Origin of the sequence: Corynebacterium striatum ATCC 6940 (assembly GCF_000159135.1) — a bacterium.
GTDB lineage: Bacteria > Actinomycetota > Actinomycetes > Mycobacteriales > Mycobacteriaceae > Corynebacterium > Corynebacterium striatum.
On sequence record NZ_GG667528.1, the window covers coordinates 25,358 to 44,205 of the forward strand.

Annotated in this window: 18 protein-coding genes, 1 tRNA gene and 1 riboswitch; of the genes, 9 read left to right on the forward strand and 10 right to left on the reverse strand. The window is 57.9% G+C overall.

Annotated elements, in window-relative coordinates; translation table 11 throughout:
- Positions 1-315 precede the first annotated feature (315 nt).
- Positions 316-495 carry an antitoxin gene (locus tag HMPREF0308_RS10530; protein WP_005531449.1) on the forward strand — a complete coding sequence of 60 codons (180 nt, stop codon included), beginning with the start codon at positions 316-318 and terminating at the stop codon, positions 493-495.
- Positions 496-682: 187 nt separating this feature from the next.
- On the opposite strand, the gene HMPREF0308_RS10535 is transcribed toward HMPREF0308_RS10530, so the two are convergent.
- The 3 genes from HMPREF0308_RS10535 to HMPREF0308_RS10545 form a co-directional block, all read right to left on the reverse strand.
- Positions 683-756 (reverse strand) — tRNA-Pro (locus tag HMPREF0308_RS10535).
- 85 nt (positions 757-841) lie between these two features.
- A complete protein-coding gene (locus tag HMPREF0308_RS10540; RefSeq protein ID WP_034657491.1) occupies positions 842-1,240 on the reverse strand; it encodes a YchJ family protein in 399 nt (132 codons plus the stop codon).
- Positions 1,237-2,391, reverse strand: coding sequence for a bifunctional alpha/beta hydrolase/OsmC family protein (locus HMPREF0308_RS10545; RefSeq protein WP_034657493.1), 1,155 nt, complete (start codon positions 2,389-2,391; stop codon positions 1,237-1,239). The genes HMPREF0308_RS10540 and HMPREF0308_RS10545 overlap by 4 nt, the downstream gene beginning before the upstream one ends.
- A gap of 106 nt (positions 2,392-2,497) precedes the next feature.
- Between HMPREF0308_RS10545 and secA2 the strand changes: the two genes are divergently transcribed.
- From secA2 to HMPREF0308_RS10570, 5 genes are all read left to right on the forward strand, one after another.
- On the forward strand, positions 2,498-4,789 hold the full coding sequence (secA2, locus tag HMPREF0308_RS10550) for an accessory Sec system translocase SecA2 (protein WP_005531455.1): 2,292 nt from the start codon (positions 2,498-2,500) through the stop codon (positions 4,787-4,789).
- Between the two features lie 98 nt (positions 4,790-4,887).
- On the forward strand, positions 4,888-5,319 hold the full coding sequence (gene odhI, locus HMPREF0308_RS10555) for an oxoglutarate dehydrogenase inhibitor Odhl (RefSeq protein ID WP_005531457.1): 432 nt from the start codon (positions 4,888-4,890) through the stop codon (positions 5,317-5,319).
- A gap of 45 nt (positions 5,320-5,364) precedes the next feature.
- A complete protein-coding gene (ftsR, locus tag HMPREF0308_RS10560; protein WP_005531459.1) occupies positions 5,365-6,111 on the forward strand; it encodes a transcriptional regulator FtsR in 747 nt (248 codons plus the stop codon).
- 96 nt (positions 6,112-6,207) lie between these two features.
- Complete coding sequence (locus tag HMPREF0308_RS10565) at positions 6,208-6,846, forward strand: bifunctional nuclease family protein (RefSeq protein WP_005531461.1); 639 nt, start codon at positions 6,208-6,210, stop codon at positions 6,844-6,846.
- Between the two features lie 103 nt (positions 6,847-6,949).
- Positions 6,950-7,534 (forward strand): MerR family transcriptional regulator, encoded by a 585-nt coding sequence (locus HMPREF0308_RS10570; protein ID WP_005531463.1) that lies wholly within the window; start codon positions 6,950-6,952, stop codon positions 7,532-7,534.
- A gap of 137 nt (positions 7,535-7,671) precedes the next feature.
- On the opposite strand, the gene HMPREF0308_RS10575 is transcribed toward HMPREF0308_RS10570, so the two are convergent.
- From HMPREF0308_RS10575 to gndA, 4 genes are all read right to left on the reverse strand, one after another.
- On the reverse strand, positions 7,672-8,502 hold the full coding sequence (locus HMPREF0308_RS10575; RefSeq protein WP_005531465.1) for a vWA domain-containing protein: 831 nt from the start codon (positions 8,500-8,502) through the stop codon (positions 7,672-7,674).
- 65 nt (positions 8,503-8,567) lie between these two features.
- Positions 8,568-9,431, reverse strand: a complete 864-nt coding sequence (locus tag HMPREF0308_RS10580; protein ID WP_005531466.1) for a hypothetical protein — start codon at positions 9,429-9,431, stop codon at positions 8,568-8,570.
- Positions 9,431-10,822: a DEAD/DEAH box helicase gene (locus tag HMPREF0308_RS10585; RefSeq protein WP_005531468.1), complete on the reverse strand. Its 1,392-nt coding sequence runs from the start codon at positions 10,820-10,822 to the stop codon at positions 9,431-9,433. Before HMPREF0308_RS10585 ends, HMPREF0308_RS10580 begins: the two co-directional genes overlap by 1 nt.
- 166 nt (positions 10,823-10,988) lie before the next feature.
- On the reverse strand, positions 10,989-12,434 hold the full coding sequence (gene gndA / locus HMPREF0308_RS10590; protein WP_005531471.1) for an NADP-dependent phosphogluconate dehydrogenase: 1,446 nt from the start codon (positions 12,432-12,434) through the stop codon (positions 10,989-10,991).
- Positions 12,435-12,477: 43 nt separating this feature from the next.
- On the opposite strand from gndA, the gene HMPREF0308_RS10595 reads away from it, so the two are divergent.
- Positions 12,478-12,939, forward strand: a complete 462-nt coding sequence (locus HMPREF0308_RS10595) for a PaaI family thioesterase (protein WP_005531473.1) — start codon at positions 12,478-12,480, stop codon at positions 12,937-12,939.
- Positions 12,940-12,990: 51 nt separating this feature from the next.
- Here HMPREF0308_RS10595 and corA read toward each other — a convergent pair whose 3' ends face one another.
- Positions 12,991-14,064 (reverse strand): magnesium/cobalt transporter CorA, encoded by a 1,074-nt coding sequence (gene corA, locus HMPREF0308_RS10600; protein WP_005531475.1) that lies wholly within the window; start codon positions 14,062-14,064, stop codon positions 12,991-12,993.
- A gap of 111 nt (positions 14,065-14,175) precedes the next feature.
- Here corA and HMPREF0308_RS10605 point away from each other — a divergent pair, with 111 nt between their 5' ends.
- Positions 14,176-14,775 (forward strand): class I SAM-dependent DNA methyltransferase, encoded by a 600-nt coding sequence (locus HMPREF0308_RS10605; protein ID WP_005531477.1) that lies wholly within the window; start codon positions 14,176-14,178, stop codon positions 14,773-14,775.
- Between the two features lie 75 nt (positions 14,776-14,850).
- On the opposite strand, the gene thiD is transcribed toward HMPREF0308_RS10605, so the two are convergent.
- Both thiD and HMPREF0308_RS10615 read right to left on the reverse strand, forming a co-directional pair.
- The gene (thiD, locus tag HMPREF0308_RS10610; RefSeq protein WP_005531478.1) at positions 14,851-15,693 is read right to left on the reverse strand and encodes a bifunctional hydroxymethylpyrimidine kinase/phosphomethylpyrimidine kinase; all 843 of its coding nucleotides are present in this window, start codon (positions 15,691-15,693) and stop codon (positions 14,851-14,853) included.
- Positions 15,681-15,777, reverse strand: a riboswitch (TPP riboswitch). Its footprint overlaps the gene before it by 13 nt.
- A 194-nt stretch (positions 15,778-15,971) precedes the next feature.
- Entirely contained in the window at positions 15,972-17,312 is a 1,341-nt protein-coding gene (locus tag HMPREF0308_RS10615) for an NAD(P)/FAD-dependent oxidoreductase (RefSeq protein ID WP_005531479.1), read from the reverse strand.
- 191 nt (positions 17,313-17,503) lie between these two features.
- On the opposite strand from HMPREF0308_RS10615, the gene HMPREF0308_RS10620 reads away from it, so the two are divergent.
- Positions 17,504-18,817 carry a class I SAM-dependent methyltransferase gene (locus tag HMPREF0308_RS10620; RefSeq protein ID WP_005531480.1) on the forward strand — a complete coding sequence of 438 codons (1,314 nt, stop codon included), beginning with the start codon at positions 17,504-17,506 and terminating at the stop codon, positions 18,815-18,817.
- The last annotated feature ends 31 nt before the right edge of the window (positions 18,818-18,848 follow it).

Consider the following 18,848-nt stretch of genomic DNA (forward strand, 5'->3'; position numbering starts at 1 on the left):
ATTGAAACTTTCGGTATTAACGATACTTTGAGCTCTACTAGGTGCCCGCTTAGGTTCTAGTTCCGAGGATTGCCCAAAACAAGTACCGGCATTAAATTCTTGACCTCTTACGTCTTACGGTAGCACCAGGAATCTTTGATCAAGGGTTTAACTAAGAAGATTTGCGGGAGCGAACTCACTTAAGAATTTTCTTATGGCAGGAAGGCGTATTCGTATGTACGGTGGGGCACGTGTTCGTTCAGCCAGTCTTGGTTGCACCGCGAACATGTTGAACGTTAGAGCAAGAAACTTTCGTTGGAAAGGCTGAGGCATCTTATGGGTATTTTTGATAAGGCTAAGGACGCACTCAACTCGGAAAAGGGAGAGCAGATCTCCGATTCGGTGCTCGACAAGGGCGCAGAGGTAGCGCAGGACAAGCTGGGCGAGGACAAGGCTGATCAGATCAAGCAGGGGCGTGACAAGCTGGATGACCAGATCGGTAACGCTGGCGCTTAAGTTTTAACTAGACAGTAGTTTTAATTCGACATCTTCAGCCGTCTCACTGGCTGTCGACAACGACGGCCCCCGTGGCATTAAGCCAAACGGGGGCCGTGATTGTTTATGTGGGCCTTTTGAAGAAAATATTTTGGGCTATGCAGCAAAACGAAGAGGCTCCAAGCAGAATCTGCTTGGAGCCATTTTGTCGGACTAACAGGATTTGAACCTGCGACCCCTACACCCCCAGTGTAGTGCGCTACCAAACTGCGCCATAGTCCGCCGTCACGCCTTGAGGACGCAACGTGATTAGATTACATCAGTCGTATTCACTGTTTCCAATCGCCTAGATGAGCTGTTGTTTTAACTAAAAGTCACCGGAGCTATAGACCCATTTCCCGTCTTGACGGCGGAACTGAGAACGTTCACGTTGGGAACCTACTGCGGCGCCCTTATAGAAGGCCTCAAATTCCACAACACCGGTGGTATCGAGCGGCCCGCCGTCCTCTGTGTCGATTATGTCTAGGCGATAAAAGCGAATTCCATTGTCCTCTAGGTGTACTCGCTCAGGGCGGGTGTCTGGGTCCCAGGTCCTGAGCAAGTATTCCTCATCACCCGTCACAAAAGCAGAGAAGCGGGAGCGCATCAAAGCCTCGGCAGTGGGCGCGGGTTTACCACCGTGATACTGCCCGCAGCATTCACCGAAGCTGAGGCCAAGCCCACAAGGACAACGGGCTTCTGGGCTTAATGGATTGAGCACGATCATGCGTGTACATCCACGATGTGGGCAGCGCCCAGAAGCTGTTCTATTTCAGAAGTAGTCGCTGCTTTGAAAAGCTCCGCCTTTTCGTCGGCGCTTAGGTTACCCACCAACTCAATGCGGCGTTCAAAAGTCTTGTCATGAACGTGGGTGACGGTTACCTCGACGTCGTCAAGCGCCATGCCCTTGGCCGCCTGCTTGATGGACTGAGTACTAGCCGTTGCCAATGCGGACATGAGCAGGCCCTCAGCGGTGAAACCTTGGCCCTTGCCCCCCTGCTTCTTAGTACGGTCCGCAGGGACAGAGAGGTCATTGTGGCGCACCACAACGCCGAACTTGGTGCCCACTGCAGGCTGTGCCTGGGCCGCGGAATCGTCAACGTGCGCTGGCACGTTCTCTGGAACAATAAATTGCTCGAACCATGCGCCGATAAGGTCCGCCGCACGTGCGGCAGCGCCCTGCTTGGTCACGAGGTGATCCGCCTTATCGAGCGCCACCAAAGACTTGGGGTAGCGAGTCTTAAGGAAGATGTTCTGTGCATTATCGATGCCCACGGTCTGATCGATCGGGGAGTGCAGGATCATGAGCGGCTTGCGCAGGTGGCGCAGGTACTCCTCTGGATTGGTATCAGCAAGGTCTTCAAGGAAGTGACGCGAAATGGTAAGCGCACGTCCACCCAGGGTGACCTCAACTTCACCGTTTGCGTCGACCTCACCGATTTTGTCTGCGTAGTGAAGCACGGAGTGTGCCGGGTCGAAAGGCGCACCGATGGTAGCTACTGCCTTGAGTGAGCGGATTCCGCTTGCCGCGGCCAAGGAAGCGGCGCCGCCGAGAGAGTGGCCCATCAGCATCTGCGGTGCGGAATAGTTCTCAGCGAGCCATGTGGCGGCTGCTTGAATATCGGCCACATTTTGGCTGAAGCTGGTTTCTGCAAAGTTGCCCTCTGATTGGCCCAGGCCAGGGAAATCAAAGCGGAGGGTGGCTACGCCGAAGTTGGTCAACTGCTTGGAAACGCGGGCGGCGCCAGGCGTGTGGCGGGAGCCTGCAAAACAGTGCGCAAAGATGGCGAATGCTTGCGGCGCAGAGTCTGGAAAGTCGATGGTTCCCGCCATCATGGTTCCGGTGGAGGACGGGAGCTTCACGTTCACGGATTGCATAAATTCTAGGATATAGAGCCTTCGCCACATAGGCCACAGTGGGTTAGCTAGAGTCGAAAGAGTTAAATGAATTTACGTTAAGTCGTTGGAAGTAACGGAGACGAGCATGGGTGCATTTGGTTGGTTCTGGAAAGCCATGGGTGCGCAGTCTGAGCGAAACGATAAGAAGTCCAAAGCGATCGTTGAAAGCTCAAGTTCTGCCACGCAGGAGCTAGCCGCGCTTGACGACGCCGCGGTTGCCCAGGCCGCGCGCGACTCCGTGCGGGATGGTGAAATCGCAGATAAAGCCACATTTTTGGCGGCTCTTGCGGTGGCCAGTGAACGCACCCTGGGAATGTATCCTTTCACCGTACAGTCCCAAGCCGTGCTCCGATTGCTCACCGGTGACGTCATCCAAATGGCCACCGGTGAGGGCAAAACTTTGGTTGGTGCGATGGCGGCAACCGGTTTCGCGCTCACGGGCAAGCGCGTTCATCTTGTGACGGTCAACAACTATCTTGCAGATCGTGATGCTGAATGGATGCGCCCTCTGGTGGAGTTTTTCGGTCTGACAGTTAGCTCAGTTACCGAAAAGAAGACAGCGGATGAGCGTCGCGCGGCATACCTTTGCGACATCATTTATGCCCCCGTCAATGAACTGGGATTTGACGTGCTTCGCGACAACCAGATCACGGATCGCTCCCAGACCGTTCAGGCCCGCGCGGATGTGGCGCTTGTCGATGAGGCGGACTCCGTTCTGGTGGATGAGGCCCTCGTGCCTCTCGTCCTGGCGGGCAATCGCCCCGGTCAAGCCCCCACAGGTCATATCACCAACGTTGTCTCCCGCCTGCGTGAGGACCTCGATTACGTCATTGCTGAGGACGGCCGCACGGTAGCGCTTACCGAAGACGGCGCAGCACGCGTCGAGCGGGAGCTTGGCATCGATTCCCTATATTCCGAGGAAAACATCGGCACCGTGCTGGTGAAGGTCAACCTTGCGCTCCACGCCAAGGCGTTGCTGATTCGCGACATTCACTACATCGTCGCAGACGGCAAGCTGCAGCTTATTGACGCCTCCCGCGGACGGGTAGCGGACCTGCAGCGTTGGCCAGACGGACTGCAGGCGGCCGTCGAAGCGAAGGAAGGACTCGAGGTTTCCGAGGGCGGCCGTATCCTTGACACCATCACTCTGCAGGAGCTGATGCGCCGCTACCCGCTGGTGTGCGGCATGACCGGCACCGCAGTCGAAGCAACGGATCAGCTGCGGCAGTTCTATGACCTTCACGTCTCGGTCATCGACAGGAACAAGGAGCTGCAGCGCTTTGACGAGGCCGACCGTATTTATGCAACGGTCGAGGACAAGTCCAAAGCAATCGTCGAAGAAATCGTTGCCATCAATGCCACTGGGCAGCCGGTGCTGGTAGGCACCCACGACGTGGCCGAATCTGAGGATCTTGCGGCAGCTTTGCGTGAGCGGGGCATTGCCGTGAGCGTTCTTAACGCGAAGAACGATGCCGAAGAGGCGCGGATTGTGGCCGAAGCCGGCGACATTGGGCGTGTAACGGTGTCTACTCAGATGGCAGGCCGCGGTACTGATATCAAGTTGGGCGGCGCCACCGAAGAAGATAGGGACAAAGTTGCCGAGCTTGGTGGCCTCGCGGTCATTGGCACCTCGCGGCATCGCACCTCGCGCCTGGATAATCAGCTGCGTGGTCGCGCAGGACGCCAAGGCGACCCGGGTCTGTCTCTGTTCTTCGTGTCCTTGGAGGACGACGTCGTCAAGCAAGGCGGTGGCGACGAAGCGCTGTCGGCGCAGCCGGATGAAACCGGCTTGATTCAATCGAAGCGTGTCTCTGACTTCGTGGCGCACTGCCAACGCGTTACCGAGGGCCAGTTGCTGGAAATCCACGCGCAAACCTGGAAATACAACCAGCTCCTAGCTGATCAGCGCATCATCATCGACGAACGCCGTGCAAAGCTGCTTGATTCCGCCCAAGCCTGGGAAGAACTCGAGCAACGTGCGCCGCAGCGGGCGGCCGAACTGGCAGAGGTCCCAGAAAGTGCTCGCATCGCCGCTGCGCGTGAAATCATGCTTTATCACCTGGACCTCGCCTGGGCAGACCACCTGGAACTCATGGATGATGTGCGTGAGTCCATCCATCTTCGTGCTATCGCGCGTGAGACTCCGATTGATGAATATCACCGTATTGCGGTGCGCGAATTCAAGGAGCTAGCACAGCGCGCGGTGGAGGAATCCGTGGATACCTTTAAGAAGGTCAGCATTGACGAAGCGGGGGCACACATGGAAGATTCTGGCTTGGCTCGCCCGAGCGCCACGTGGACTTACATGGTCTCGGATAATCCCTTGTCCGGCGTTGGAAATTCGGTACTTAAAGGTATCGGCAATATTTTCCGTTAACATAATTTACGAAACAAATAGGGTGACGATGCTCGCGCGCGCGGGTGAGTCGCTAATATGGAATAAGTCAACATGAATCCGACCATTCGGAGGTAAAAATGAGCGAGCAGACCGGAACCCCGGAACCGCTGGTAGAAACCACTTCTGTATTCCGTGCAGACCTTCTCAAGGAGATGGAAAACGGCGCCGCGGCGGGTAACGAGACCTCCGTTGCTGGTGCTGAGAACCTCTCTGAGGGGCAAGCACTTCTCGTTGTAAAGCGTGGACCAAATGCTGGCGCCCGTTTCCTTCTTGACCAGCCCACCACCACTGCGGGCCGTCACCCAGAGGCTGACATCTTCCTTGATGATGTCACCGTTTCTCGCCGCCATGCCGAATTCCGCGTGAATGAGGGCGAGTTCGAGGTAGTCGACGTCGGATCCCTCAACGGCACCTACGTCAACCGCGAGCCTCGCAACTCCCAGGTACTGCACGTGGGCGATGAAATTCAGATCGGCAAGTTCCGTCTGGTTTTCATCGCCAACCAGTAATAACGAATCACGTTCGACCCTGAGAGAAGCACCAAGAGAAATATCGTGAGCGCAGCACAGTCCAACGCCGCAGCCCTGCGTAAAGGGGCAGTGAAGGCGAAGAAGGCCAAGACCATGTCGATCGGCGTCGTTTTGGAGCAGCTGAACAAGCAGTTCCCTGACGTTACCGTGTCGAAGATTCGCTTCCTCGAATCCGAAGGTCTGATCACGCCACAACGTACTGCGTCCGGTTACCGCCGCTTCACTCAGGAAGACGTCGATCGCCTTCGCTACATCCTGACTACTCAGCGAGACAACTACACGCCGCTGAAGGTTATTCGTGAGCAGCTTGAAGCCATGGATTCTGGTCAGGTTATGGCTATCGTGTCTGCGGGCAAGGCAGAAACACTTCTGCGCCCCGATCAGTTCCGTGCACCGGCCGTCACCCGTTTGACTGACGCGGAAGTTGCCGCCCAGGCTGGCTCCACTGAAGCAGAGGTGGCAAGCCTGGTCAAGGTTGGCCTCATCTCTCCGGATGCGTCTGGATTCTTTGACGCTGACGACGTCGCCGCGGTTTCTGCAGCTGTGGCGCTCAAGGCCTTCGGCTTTGAGGAGCGTCAGCTTAAGTCCTTGCGCAACAATGCTCGCCGGCAGGCTGACCTCATCGCGCAGGTTGCCTCCCCAGTGGCCAACTCCAAATCTGACACCGCTGCTCACCAGGCGGAGGAACTCTCCCAGCAGATGACCGCGTTGGTCGTCTCCTTGCACGCCACTTTGGTCAAGACTGACCTGCGCAACGAGTACAACTCTTAAACAGACTCGGGGACTCAAGACCTTCCGGCCCGCGGAGCTCACTTCTTGCGCTGGGCCTGCCACCACGATCGGCCCAAATGTGGGAGAGTGGAGAGTATGGAAAAAACTAGTCTTGAGTTCCACGGCATCCATGTAATGGAGCCGGAAAATGAACTATGCGCGTTGCTGCGTTGGGTAGAAGGAAACAAGATCCTCCCCGTGTGGCTTTCCCCGCTTGAGGGGTCGCGCGTCATGCAGCGCCTCGACGGATATAGCGAGACTCGCCCTAACACGCATGATCTACTCCTGGAGTTCATCGAAATGGCCGGCGGCGTTGGCTCGATCGAGATAGTCAATTACTACGAAGGCACCTTCATGATTGACATCGTCGATGAAACCGGGGAAGTTCATGACGCTAAGCTCACCGATGCGCTTGTAGTCTCCGAACACTTTGGAGTTCCAATCACCGTCGATCAAGAGCTGCTCAATAAAGTGTCGGTGTTTGTGACGGCAGATGACATGGAAGCCTACTTCGGTTTTCACTTTGATCCCCCCGTTCCCCCCGCTGCGGAAGAAGCAGGGGAAACCCTCGGCTCAGACAGCTCTGCTTCAGGAAATCCCCAGGCAGATGCCGATTTTGAGGCGATGATGCGCTCTCTAGGTGTGTCTGAAGAGGACTTTCTTGAAGAAAACGATGGAAAAGAAACTAATGACACGCGTGTGACTAATGATGACAATGGGGATAAAGAAGTCTAAAGTTGCACTAGAGAGTTTGGTCATGCCTTGCCCTTGACGGGGTCAGGGTGGTGGCCTTTAATAAAGCTTTAGAGCTTCCAACAAACACCATTGGAGTAATTACGTGAGCATCAACGGCGAACGCGACGAGTACACCGCCACCTTCGGCGCGGACGAAGGATACGTCCAAGAGTCCCTTTTCGATGTGGGGCCTGACGAGGAACTGGGTTACCGTGTTCCAATCGCTTGTCAGGTTGCCGGCATTACTTACCGCCAGCTTGATTACTGGGCACGCACCAACCTGGTTAACCCTTCCATTCGTACCGCCCGCGGTTCCGGTTCGCAGCGTCTGTACTCCTTCAAGGACGTGCTTGTCTTGAAGATCGTTAAGCGTTTGCTTGACACTGGGATCTCGCTGCAGAACATTCGCGTGGCTGTTGATTCATTGCGCGACCGCGGTGTCAATGACCTTGCTGAGCTGACCCTCGTTTCCGACGGCACCACCGTCTACGAGTGCCGCTCCAACGATGAGGTCATCGACCTTCTGGCCGGCGGCCAGGGTGTATTCGGTATTGCTGTGCCTGGCATCCTCAAGGAGCTCTCCGGCACCATTTCCTCTTTCCCGGCCGAGCGCGTCGACGAGTTCGAAGAAGAAACTGTTGTAGGAATCGACGAGCTCGCTGCTCGCCGCAAGCGCAAGACCTCTTAGGAGTTCTTTGACCAAAGCTATAGGCCCCGACTCAAGCTCACGTGAGTCGGGGCCTATAGCTGTTTTGTTTGTCTGGCAGAATCTAGCCGCACTATCTACTTTTCAATTGGTGCGCGGCACGCGGCTGGTGCAAAGCGCTACGCGCCAGCGGCTGCCTTGAGTGCCTTGGCTACTGCTGCCTCATCGCTTGGGTCTGCAACGGCGGTGAAGGAATCTGCGGCGTCGTCAAGCACTGTGTCTTTGTCGCCTTCGCCAACGTGGACGACGGACAAGGTTACGTCCTTGGATTTGGCTTCGTTGAGTACTTGTTTGAATGTGGAATCATCCATGTCCTGCGCGGTGCCCGTGGTGACGAGGAGGACCTTAGCGTTCTTGCCAGTACCAGCAGCCTGCTCAGAGGCATTCGTCAGCGCAGCAGTGACTGCACTACGGGTTTGGGGAACACCACCGGTACCGAACTGCTGAACCGCAAACGCCACTGGGCCGGCCTCGCCGAAGCCAATGTTTTGGCGGTATCCCACTGTGGCGGTCTCGGAAATAGGTGAGGAATAGTTCCACAGGCTCACTAGGCCATCTTTCTCACCGAGAGCAGTGGCTGTTTCCGCTAGGGCCTGCGTTACAGGGTTGAAGTAGGGAGCGAGTCCCTCTGAAGTATCAAGCAGGACAAGGGTGTTGTCCGCGAAGGCGGCCCCAGCTTCGTTATCCGGCGCAGCGCTCGTGGAGCTGGCGCTCGAATCCGCAGCCGTGGACGTGGAACTGGGTGCTTCCTTGCTCGTGGAAGTTGCAGCACTGGCTTCTGCCGTGGTTTCGGCGACTTCTGAGTCAGCTGCCGTCGTGGCTTTAGGGGAGTCCCCGCCCCGCAGAAGGAAGAACAAGCCCACCGCAATAGCGAGAATAAGTGCGGCCAGGAGGGCCAACACCCAACCCGCCATCGCGAACGTGTTCTTGCCATTGGAATGTCGTGCCATGAGTATTCCTTCCACACTGGACGGCTCGTGCCGTTTCCATAGCCCCACCCGGGCTTATGCTCACTTTATCGGTTTGTCATTGTAGCCGCCGACGCCTCATCCACGAGGGTGACAAGCCGTTGACGCAGCGGTTTAGCCTTGGCTGCCAGCGCACGTTGGCGCCCAACGTATTCAGCTTTGCCCTCTGGGGTTTCAATAGGCACCACGCCGAAGCCCCAATCGCGGCAGTCATACGGCGAAGCCTCCATATCAAGAGTGCGGGCTTCAATGGCTAACTCCAAGGTTTGAATGAATAGCTCACCGGGCACCAAGGGGCCCAACTTCCATGCCCACTTGTACAGGTCCATCGTCGCATGGACGCAACCGCTCTGATCGCTGTCCGGCTGTCCTTCGCGCGTCAACACAGTGAGGTTGAGCGGACGTGCTGGCTCAGTGAAGAAGCGAAAAGCATCGTAGTGGGTGCACCGGATTCGATGGTTTTCGACGACCTCATTGGTGCCCGCCGCGCCCAAGCGCAGCGGTAAGTCATGGCGCGGAGTGTCCGTTTTATAAACCATCGCCCATTCGTGCAACCCGAAGCAGTCAAACTGTGCAGGATTGGCCGCAGTCTTTGCCATCAGGTTACGGATATAGGTGATAGATTCCCCGCGTCTTTGCCAGAAAGAGTCCAGATCAAGGTGTATCCCCTGACTCGTGCGTCGGTAGTCGCGCCACTCCTCGTGCGGAACCTGTCCCGGCTCGCCCAAGAGCGTAACCCCAAAGCCTGGGTGCCAACGTCGAAGATGAGAAGGCCGCACCGGGTAGTACTCGAAGAGGAAATCATAGACCGGGTGATAGCCACCGGGGTGGCGAAACTCGGCTAGGAGCTCCTCAGCACGTGCAACATGCGCATCGTAGCGGGGACGCCACTCGTTGGGCTGCAGCAGCATTAGCGCTGACCACCACCTCGGCGGCCCGAGCCCCCTGGCTTTCCATTGCGGGAACGGTTTCGACTGCCGCGGCCACCCGCGCCACCCCGGCCACCACGGCCACCGTGTCTGCCGCGTCCAGGTTGTCCAGACTGGTCGCCAGCGTTCTGGCGCTTGGAACTACCGCCCCGCGAAGCCGGATTGTTCTGGTGCGGCGGCGGAAGGGGTTCACCAGAAGGCTTGCGTGCGCCGGTAATCTTGGCGAGCTCCGGAGCGCCAGCAGGATTAGGTCGATCACTTAGATCAAGCTCGAAGGCTTTGACTCCGGCCTTCTTGATGAGCTTGGCAACCTCATCGCGTTGCTGATCCATGACCAAAGTGACCACCGCGCCAGAGGCACCACCACGCGCGGTACGCCCGGCGCGGTGCAGGTAGGCCTTGTGCTCAGCAGGTGGGTCCACGTGCACGACCAGCGAGACGTCCGCAATATCGATGCCGCGGGCCGCAATGTCGGTGGCCACAAGCACGGGAACCGAGCCATCAGCGAAACCCTCAATGGCCTTCGTGCGCGCGCCCTGGCCTTTATCACCATGCAGCGGCAGGGCATTGATTCCTACGCGGCGCAGCTTCTTGGCTTGACGGTCTACACCGTGCTTGGTGCGCATGAACAAGATGGTCTTGCCTTCGCGTGCGGCGATGCGCACAACCACGTCGTTGCGGCTATCGCGGTCCCCAACGAAAACCAAGTGGTGGGTCATGGTGTCTACTGCTGCTTCAACCGGTGCGGTTGAGTGTGTAACAGGGGAGTGCATGAACTGCTTGACCAGCTTGTCCACATCGCCATCCAGCGTGGCAGAGAAGAGTAAACGCTGTCCCTTCTTGGGCGTGAGCGCCATGAGCTTGCGGACCTGCGGGAGGAAGCCCATGTCAGCCATGTGGTCAGCTTCGTCGAGCGCAGTAATCGCGACGTCGTCAAGCGAAAGCTTGCCCTGATTGATGAGGTCCTGTGCGCGTCCAGGGGTTGCCACCAACAGATCTACGGGGCGGGCGAGCGAGCGGATGTGGTGGTTGATGTTCACGCCGCCGACCACAGAAAGGACGCGCAAGCCTAAAGCATTCGCGGGCTCATCGAGGCGATCGTGGATCTGCGTCGCGAGCTCACGCGTCGGTGTAAGCACCAAAGCGCGCGGGCGAGCCGGCTTCGAGGCACCAGTGTGCGTCAATCGGGTGAGGATGGGAAGGCCAAAGGTGAAGGTCTTTCCAGAACCCGTCGGACCGCGGCCGAGGACGTCTTTGCCAGCGAGGGCGTCGGGGATTGCCGCCTGCTGGATAGGGAAAGGTTCCGTAATGCCCTGCTTGTTGAGGACACGCACGATTTCTTGAGGTAAGCCGAGGTCGGCGAAAGTAGTCATTGCCCTTTAGCTTAGTGGCCAAGCCTCATGATTCCGTAATCCCGAAAACACACAAAGTCCGGATTGAACCGCGCGGAGGAACTAAGACTAAAACGAGTGCAGCGCTAGGGCCTCAAGAAGAGGACCTAGCGCTGCGCAAGATTCGGTGGCGTCAAGCCAGCTGAATCTAAAGCTCGCTCAGGCTGCGATCGGCTGACCACTCGATGTGGAAGGTTCCTTCCTTATCCACGCGCTTGAAGGTGTGAGCGCCGAAGAAATCGCGCTGGCCCTGGATGAGGGCAGCGGGCAGGCGCTCAGCGCGCAGGCTGTCGTAGTAGGACAGGGAAGAGGCAAAGACCGGTACCGGTAGGCCTAGTTGGGTCGCGGTGACAACCACGCGGCGCCAAGGCGCGATGAGCTCGGAGAGCTCGCCCTTGAAGTAAGGATCGAGAATCAGGGCCGGCAGCTGCGGGTTGGTGTCATAAGCCTCGCGGATGCGGTCCAGGAACTTAGCGCGGATGATGCAACCGCCGCGCCAGATGGTGGCAAGGTCGCGTGGGTCAACGTCCCAGCCGAACTGCTCAGAGCCCGCCTTGATCTCATCGAAGCCCTGGGAGTAAGCGATGAGCTTGGAAGCGTAGAGCGCCTGGCGCACGTCCTCGATGAACGCCTGCTTGTCGACGTCGGTCTCGATGACGCCGGCTGGAAGCTCACCCTCTTGGGCCGCTGCGCGCTGCTCGGTAGCCGAAGAAAGAGCGCGAGCGAAGACAGCTTCAGCGATGGCAGTAACCGGAACACCCAGCTCTAGGCCATTGATGGCGGTCCAGCGGCCGGTGCCCTTCTGGCCGGCGGCGTCAACGATGACGTCGACTAGCGGCTTGCCCGTTTCCGGATCGGTCTGTGCGAGAACCTCAGCGGTGATCTCGATGAGGTAGGAGTCGAGATCGCCGGAGTTCCATTCCTTGAACACAGCAGCGATCTCGGCAGGCTCGAGGCCAGCGCCGTAACGCAGCAGCTGGTAGGCCTCGCCAATAACCTGCATGTCGGCGTACTCGATACCGTTGTGGACCATCTTGACGAAGTGGCCGGCGCCGTCCGGGCCGATGTGGGTCACGCACGGGGTGCCGTCAACCTTGGCAGCGATGGATTCCAGGATGGGGCCGAGGGTCTTCCAGGACTCAGCAGGGCCACCGGGCATGATGGACGGGCCGTTGAGCGCGCCTTCCTCGCCACCGGAGATGCCGGCGCCAACGAAGTGCTTGCCCTTGGCAGCTACTTCCTTCTCACGACGGATGGTGTCGGTGTAGAGGGCGTTGCCGCCATCGATGATGATGTCGCCTTCATCCATGGCTGCAGCCAGCTGGTCGATTACTGCATCGGTAGCCTTACCTGCCTGAACCATGATGATGGCCTTGCGCGGGCGCGCAAGCGATGCGACGAAGTCCTCGACGGTCTCGGAAGGGATGAAGTTGCCCTCGGAGCCGTGTTCTTCGATGAGCTTGTGGGTCTTCTCCGGGCTGCGGTTGTAGACGGCTACGGTGTTGCCGTTGTGGGCGAAGTTGCGGGCCAAGTTAGAGCCCATAACAGCCAAGCCGACAACGCCAATGTGGGCGAGTTCAGTCTTTTCAGTCATGTGCTCTATCCTACGTCAGACTTTCCCGCTATTCTGTCATGGCATGAGCCAAGAAAACCCAGACAAGTTTGAACTCATGGCGAAGATGGTCGCCACCGTCCAAGAACGCCCGCTTTCCGCTGAGGAAATCGCGGTTTTCAACGCCCACAACCACGGCCTTGGCGGGCTGCTCGGCCTGGACTTTGCTTTTGTGTCGAAGGACGAAGTACGTGCCCGGCTTGAGGTCAAGCCTGAGCACCACCAGCCGTGGGGCGCGGCCAACGGCGGCCTTTATTGCTCCATCGCGGAATCCGTGGGCTCCATTGCATCCTTCGTTGCAGCGGCTGCACCGGTAGTTGGAATCAACAACAACACCGACTTCATCCGCTCAGTGTCTGACGGAATTCTGGAAGCCGTGGCAACACCAGTACAGCTGGGTCGGCGCACCCACATCTGGTGCATTGAGATGCGCCAAGCCGGCAAACTCATTGCGCGCACGAACCTGCGCACAATGGTCAACCCATAGTGCTGCGGACCCTAGGGAGTGCTGTGTACTCCCTAGGGCTTTGTTTCCGCCCTAGAGCCAGTGGTTGCGGCGGAACCACCACCACATGACCGCGACCACGAGCACCATGAGGCCTAGCGCCATGAAGTAGCCGCCGGGCCAGTGCAGTTCCGGCATGACATCGAAGTTCATGCCGTAGATGCCAGCGACCAGGGTAGGAGCAGCCCACATGCCGACCACGGCAGAGATGGTGCGCATGTCGCTGTTTTGCTGCATGGTCACCTTGGCCACAGAGGCGTCGATAAGCGAGGTGAGGCGCTCGTCAAAGCCTGCCACCTGGTCCTTGACCACGAGCTCGTGGTCGTTGACGTCGCGCAGGTAAGAACGAATCTGCTTCGAGATCAAGTCCTTGTGGTCATTGATCATGGCTTTCAGCGCGACCGAAAGCGGGTCAATGGCGTGCTTCATCTCCAAGATCTCACGCTTGAACATGTAGATCCTGTCAATGTTGAACTTGGTCTGCGGCGTAAAGACCTCTTCCTCGATCTCATCGACCTCGATGGCGAGCAGGCGTACGATCTCGGAGTAGCGATCCACCATCATGTCAAGAATCTTCCATGCCATGGCTACTGGTCCGAGTTCGACCAAGTCCTGCTCGTCCTGGACCGTGTAGGCCAGGTTTGGCAGCTTGGCAGAGTGGCGGACCGTAATGATGAAGTTGCTCCCCAGAATCATCTGGATTTCACCTGTGGAGATGATCTGGCGCTTATCAGCAACCTCATCGTGGTCGCGGTAGTTGACCGAACGGGCGACCATAAACAGTTGATCGTCGTAGCGCTCGAGTTTGGGGCGCTGGTGTGCTTGGACGGCGTCTTCCACGATCAGTTCGTGGATACCAAACTCGGACGCAACCTTGGTCATCTGGGACTCATAAGGCTCATGCAGGCCTACCCACACGAATCCGCGTCCGTATTCCTCCACAGTCTGCAAAGCCGTGTGCGGGGTGAACTCGCCCGGAAGCGACTCGCCATCGACGAAGACCCGGCAATGTTCTATTGCTCGTTCTGCCGGAACAGAGAAAGTGCGGGAGGAACTGGGTGGATCGTTCTTCTTGCGTGGCCTAAAGGGCGACGGTACAGACGGCATCGTTTCAGCCTCCTTCACTTTATGAGCAGACGTGAGCCGAAATTGGTTTCGGCAGGCAATTTTTAACTAGCGGGTAAAGCCTACACTGCCACGGGGCATATACTAGTTTTTATGCCTACTTGGAAAGAAGTCACCGCTGCCAACCCTGCACACTCAGAGAACTTTGCCCGCAAGTGGAAAATGCTTGCTGCGCAGGGCAAAGATATCCACGGTGAGGCGCGTCTAGTGGACGCAATGGTGGAGCGAGGCTCCCTAATTTTGGATGCAGGCTGTGGCACAGGCCGGCTTGGTGGCGAGTTGGTCAATCGTGGCCACAAGGTCGTCGGTGTCGACGTCGATCCCATCCTCATTAGCCACGCGGAGCATGATTTCCCGGACGGCCAGTGGGTGGTAGGTGACCTCTCGGAGGACGAGATTCCGGAGGGTAACTTTGACTTGGCCGTGGCAGCAGGCAACGTTATGACCTTCCTCGCAGTTGATGGCCGCGAGGCAGCCATTCGCAACATCTACAACTCGCTGCATTCTGACGGCCGTTTTGTCGTCGGTTTTGGTGAAGGCCGCGGCTGGGCCTTTGATGACTTCCTGACCCTGGCCAAGGAGGTGGGCTTCCGCGTTGACTTCCTTTTCTCCTCGTGGGATATGAAGGTATTCAAGGAGAGCTCGACATTCTTGGTAGCGGTGCTGACCCGCCCAGGCGCAGACCTGCTTTAGCGTCCAGATACAGTCCTAGAGAATGACCGTCCTAGAGACTCTCGAGAAGGGTTCGAAAACAGTTCGCGAACTGTTCTAAAGCAGCCCGGCCTGTCGACGCAGCTGGTGTCCGTGATCCACAGGTCCGTGCCCGTGTCCGACGCGCAGATCATCGGCGTTTTCAATGGCTTCATGCAACCATGCGGTGGACCACTCAAGAGCGTCCGGCAGGGTTTCCCCCGCGCCAAGGCGTGCGGCTAGTGCCGACGAGAGCGAGCAGCCGGTGCCGTGCGTATTTTTCGTGTCTACCCGCGGGCTTGAAACCCGGCAGAGCACTCCTTCTGGACCCACAGCGGCGTTGTCTGCGTGGCCTGCCTGCAAGTGACCGCCTTTGGCGATGACATAGGTGCCCGTTTCGCTGGCCCAGTCCTGGGCTATCGAAATCGCCTCTTCGAGACTGCTCGCCTGCGGCGTCGACGTTAGCACCGCAAGTTCTTTGAGGTTAGGCGTGATGACGGTGACCTGGCGGCACAGCTCCCGGACTGCGGCTTCTGCCTTCTCGTCGAGGAGCCTATCCCCGCTAGTGGCCACCATGACAGGGTCCAAGACAACTGGGGTATTTGGGGCGAGTTCGTCCAGGAAGCGAGAAACACTGGCCACAATGTCCGCGGTGCCGAGCATGCCGATCTTCACTGCGTCAACCGCGACGTCGTCAAGCACTGCGTCAAACTGCTCCTGCAGGAACGATAGAGGGGGAGTGTGCACCGCACGCACTCCCTGCGTATTTTGCGCCACCAAAGCCGTGACCACCGACATGCCGTAGGCTCCTGCGGCCATAAAAGACTTTAGGTCGGCTTGGACGCCGGCACCGCCCGTGGGGTCCGTTCCGGCAATGGTCAAAACGCGTGGCAAAGTGCCACGTGGATCCGTGGATTCCACAACTATCCCTTCGCTAGTACTAACTGAGTGCAGGTTCTTAGGGTCTAATCTCAGCCGTTTTCAACGGCACCCCTTGTTGTAAGTTTTGAGGTTAACAAAAAGCACTATCTGGCGGAGCTAAATTGTGGCAGATTCGGCAGAATCAGTAGCTTGAGAACAAAACAGAAACCGCCCCCGCGTGAGCAAACCTAAAAGCTTGGCCAGGCGGGGGCGGGATGCAGGATGGCTGGGAGGCGGCGCTGAAGTGCGCGCCTGGCCCGTCATCGGCGTGACTTCATTTACTTATTCTTGTTGATGAAGTTGCGAGCGATGCGCTGCTGATCGGTGATCTCCAGGTTGCCGCGGTCGCGGGAAATCATGTTCTGGATCCAGTTGACAGCAACAGTGGTGCGGTTGCGGAAGCCAAGGACGTACATGATGTGCAAGCCCATCCAGGAAACCCATGCCGGGAAACCGTCGAACTCGGTCTTGCCCATCTTCACAACAGCGTTGAAGCGGGAGATGACGGCCATGGAGCCCTTGTCGAAGTACTCGAATGCCTCGTGCTCGTTGGCGGTGGACTCCTCATCGACCTTTGCCTTGATGAGCTTGGCAACGTGTGCGCCACCCTGGATAGCAACCTGTGCTACGCCTGGCAGGCGGTTCAGGGAGATCATGTCGCCGACCATGTAGACGTTGTCGTGCTGGCCCACGGTCAGGTCGTCGTTGACGGAGACGCGGCCAGCGCGGTCTGCTTCGACGCCTGCTTGGTCAGCAACCATCTTGCCCAGCGGGGAAGCGGACACACCAGCGGACCAGATCTTGGTTGCGCCCTCGAGGGTGACAACGTCCTCGTTCTTCATGTTCTTGTAGGTGACAGCGTCCTCGGTGACGTCGGTAACCATAGCGTTCAGACGTACGTCGACGCCGAGACGCTCGAGGGAGCGCTGAGCCTTGCGGCCAAGGCGCTTGCCGAACGGCGGCAGTACCTGCGGCGCACCATCCAAGAGGTAAATCTTGGCGCTGGTGGTGCCGTAGTTGGAATACTGGTCGCGCAGCGTGCGGTTTGCAAGCTCGGCGATCTGGCCGGTTAGCTCCACACCGGTTGGGCCAGCACCAACGATGATGAAGGTAAGGAGGCGCTCGCGCTCGACAGGATCGTCAACAAACTCAGCCTTTTCGAAGGCAGACACGATGCGGGAGCGCAGCTCAAGTGCGTCATCCAGGGTCTTCATGCCCGGCGCGAACTCAGCGAAGTGGTCGTTGCCGAAGTAAGACTGGCCGGCACCAGCAGCTACGACGAGGGAGTCGTATGCGAAAGTACGGCTAAAACCGTCGAGCTCAGCGGTAACGGTCTGATCCTCGATGTTGATATCGGTTACTTCGCCGTTAACGAAGTGGGCGTTATCCTGGCCGCGCAGCAGCTGACGGGTAGAAGGAGCAATCTCACCGGCGGAGATCATGCCGGTTGCTACCTGGTACAGCATCGGCTGGAACAGGTGGTGGTTCTTCTTGTCAATCAGGGTGATCTCGACGTCAGCATTCTTTAGCTGCTGTACTGCGTTGAGACCGCCAAAGCCTGCGCCGATAACGACTACGTGGTGGCGGCCGCCGGCTGGGCGGTAAGGGGTTTCAGCCATGGTGGGGTGATACCTTCCTGAGAAAGCGAAAATTTTTGTACCGAATCAGTCTAAACCCTAGATACCGTACATGCATACTTTATATACCTTAAACTGGCTCTTCCTCGGCATGGCGAGGTATTTAGGTGGGCTTTTCAGATTAAGGTGAGTGCAAAACCCTTAGTGCAGCTGGTCAAGGAGACCCCAAGAAAATGGTCAATTTTCCACACCTAGACACAATTGACGCTGCGCAATGGCCAAGCGTGGCGAATGTTCCTTCAGTGAGCTTTGGGCAGTTTAAAGCCCGACGCGCAGAGGCGGAATTTGCCAAGACATGCGACCTGGCGGAGATCGACCTTGATCCGGAAACGGATTCAGAAGACGGTCCAGACATGGAGGTCCTACACGATGCGCTGTTTACTCGCATTGCGGCTACGGGATGGCTTGGTTTTGCGGAGTCTTATCTAGCAGGCGAATGGACTATGGAAAACTCGGAGAAGCTGGTGAAGGTTTTACGCTGCCTGCTGCAGACTGGGTATCGGCCCAAGGCTAAGGACCTTGCACCGGAACTTTCTGCTCCGGGGGAGCTTCCTGTGGAGCTGGTCCGGTTATATGCAGGTGACGGGTATACACACAGCGGTGGCATTTTTGCCAGTGGGGTTCCCACGACGGTCCGCGAGGCGGTTCCTAGCTTTAGCCAACAGGCGGGCAGGAAAGAGCCTAAAGAACACCTTGTTGACGTAACTAAAGTCAGTGAGCCAACGAGCGTGGATCGTAGTGATCTGCGGGACGGCCAGCGGCGCAGCGCACAGTGGCTCCTCGACGCCACGCATTCCGGTGCGGGTACGCATCTTTTGGTTTATCCCGCGACGGGGTTGAATGTGGCGGTGGAGGCTGTGAGTCGACGCGCAACGGTGGATGTGTTGACGGCCGATGCTGAGCAGCTTAACGAGTTCAACGAGATCTTGTTGCTCGAAGGCGCTGCGGATTCGGTACACGTGCAGCTTAGCGACGCCGTGATTCCTCACCCCAAGCAGTGGCGTGGGCGTTATGACGCGATTGTGAGCGTGGAGAAACTAGAGCTGCTCACTCCGGCTGAGCGCAAGCGCTTTGTGAGCGTCCTGGACCGTTCCTTGGTGCCAGGCGGGCGAGTTGCATTGGCCTCTACTTTTGCGACGGATGCGATGACGCCTGCTGGGCGGGCAGCACTGCAGGTGCTGCGGGCTTATATCTGGCCGGGTTTGGATTACCCGACCATCGAGGAAACACACAAGCTCTTTGACAAGCAGTCCAATCTTCGCATCGTGGCACAGACTCACGTGGGTAGCCATTACGCGGAGTCGCTGCGTGAGCAGCGTAGCTACTTTGACGGGCACCTGCGCGAAGCAGCAGCAGCGGGATTCGATCCGGTATTCCGCAGGCTGTGGACCTTCCAGTTCGCGTTGCGTGAAGCGCTCTTCGAGCTGGGCATGATCGACGCCGTACAAGTAACGGCGACCCATCGCAATCGCGGCGGCCGCCGTTAGGCTGCAATCGGCCACGCAGTAGCCCCAGGCA

What these genes read in the sequence shown, in the direction of transcription:
- HMPREF0308_RS10530 (WP_005531449.1), top strand. Translation starts at nt 316, where the DNA reads ATGGGTATTTTTGATAAGGCTAAGGACGCACTCAACTCGGAAAAGGGA.
- HMPREF0308_RS10540 (WP_034657491.1), bottom strand. Translation starts at nt 1,240, where the DNA reads ATGATCGTGCTCAATCCATTAAGCCCAGAAGCCCGTTGTCCTTGTGGG.
- HMPREF0308_RS10545 (WP_034657493.1), bottom strand. Translation starts at nt 2,391, where the DNA reads ATGCAATCCGTGAACGTGAAGCTCCCGTCCTCCACCGGAACCATGATG.
- secA2 (WP_005531455.1), top strand. Translation starts at nt 2,498, where the DNA reads ATGGGTGCATTTGGTTGGTTCTGGAAAGCCATGGGTGCGCAGTCTGAG.
- odhI (WP_005531457.1), top strand. Translation starts at nt 4,888, where the DNA reads ATGAGCGAGCAGACCGGAACCCCGGAACCGCTGGTAGAAACCACTTCT.
- HMPREF0308_RS10565 (WP_005531461.1), top strand. Translation starts at nt 6,208, where the DNA reads ATGGAAAAAACTAGTCTTGAGTTCCACGGCATCCATGTAATGGAGCCG.
- HMPREF0308_RS10575 (WP_005531465.1), bottom strand. Translation starts at nt 8,502, where the DNA reads ATGGCACGACATTCCAATGGCAAGAACACGTTCGCGATGGCGGGTTGG.
- HMPREF0308_RS10580 (WP_005531466.1), bottom strand. Translation starts at nt 9,431, where the DNA reads ATGCTGCTGCAGCCCAACGAGTGGCGTCCCCGCTACGATGCGCATGTT.
- HMPREF0308_RS10585 (WP_005531468.1), bottom strand. Translation starts at nt 10,822, where the DNA reads ATGACTACTTTCGCCGACCTCGGCTTACCTCAAGAAATCGTGCGTGTC.
- gndA (WP_005531471.1), bottom strand. Translation starts at nt 12,434, where the DNA reads ATGACTGAAAAGACTGAACTCGCCCACATTGGCGTTGTCGGCTTGGCT.
- HMPREF0308_RS10595 (WP_005531473.1), top strand. Translation starts at nt 12,478, where the DNA reads ATGAGCCAAGAAAACCCAGACAAGTTTGAACTCATGGCGAAGATGGTC.
- corA (WP_005531475.1), bottom strand. Translation starts at nt 14,064, where the DNA reads ATGCCGTCTGTACCGTCGCCCTTTAGGCCACGCAAGAAGAACGATCCA.
- HMPREF0308_RS10605 (WP_005531477.1), top strand. Translation starts at nt 14,176, where the DNA reads ATGCCTACTTGGAAAGAAGTCACCGCTGCCAACCCTGCACACTCAGAG.
- HMPREF0308_RS10615 (WP_005531479.1), bottom strand. Translation starts at nt 17,312, where the DNA reads ATGGCTGAAACCCCTTACCGCCCAGCCGGCGGCCGCCACCACGTAGTC.
- HMPREF0308_RS10620 (WP_005531480.1), top strand. Translation starts at nt 17,504, where the DNA reads ATGGTCAATTTTCCACACCTAGACACAATTGACGCTGCGCAATGGCCA.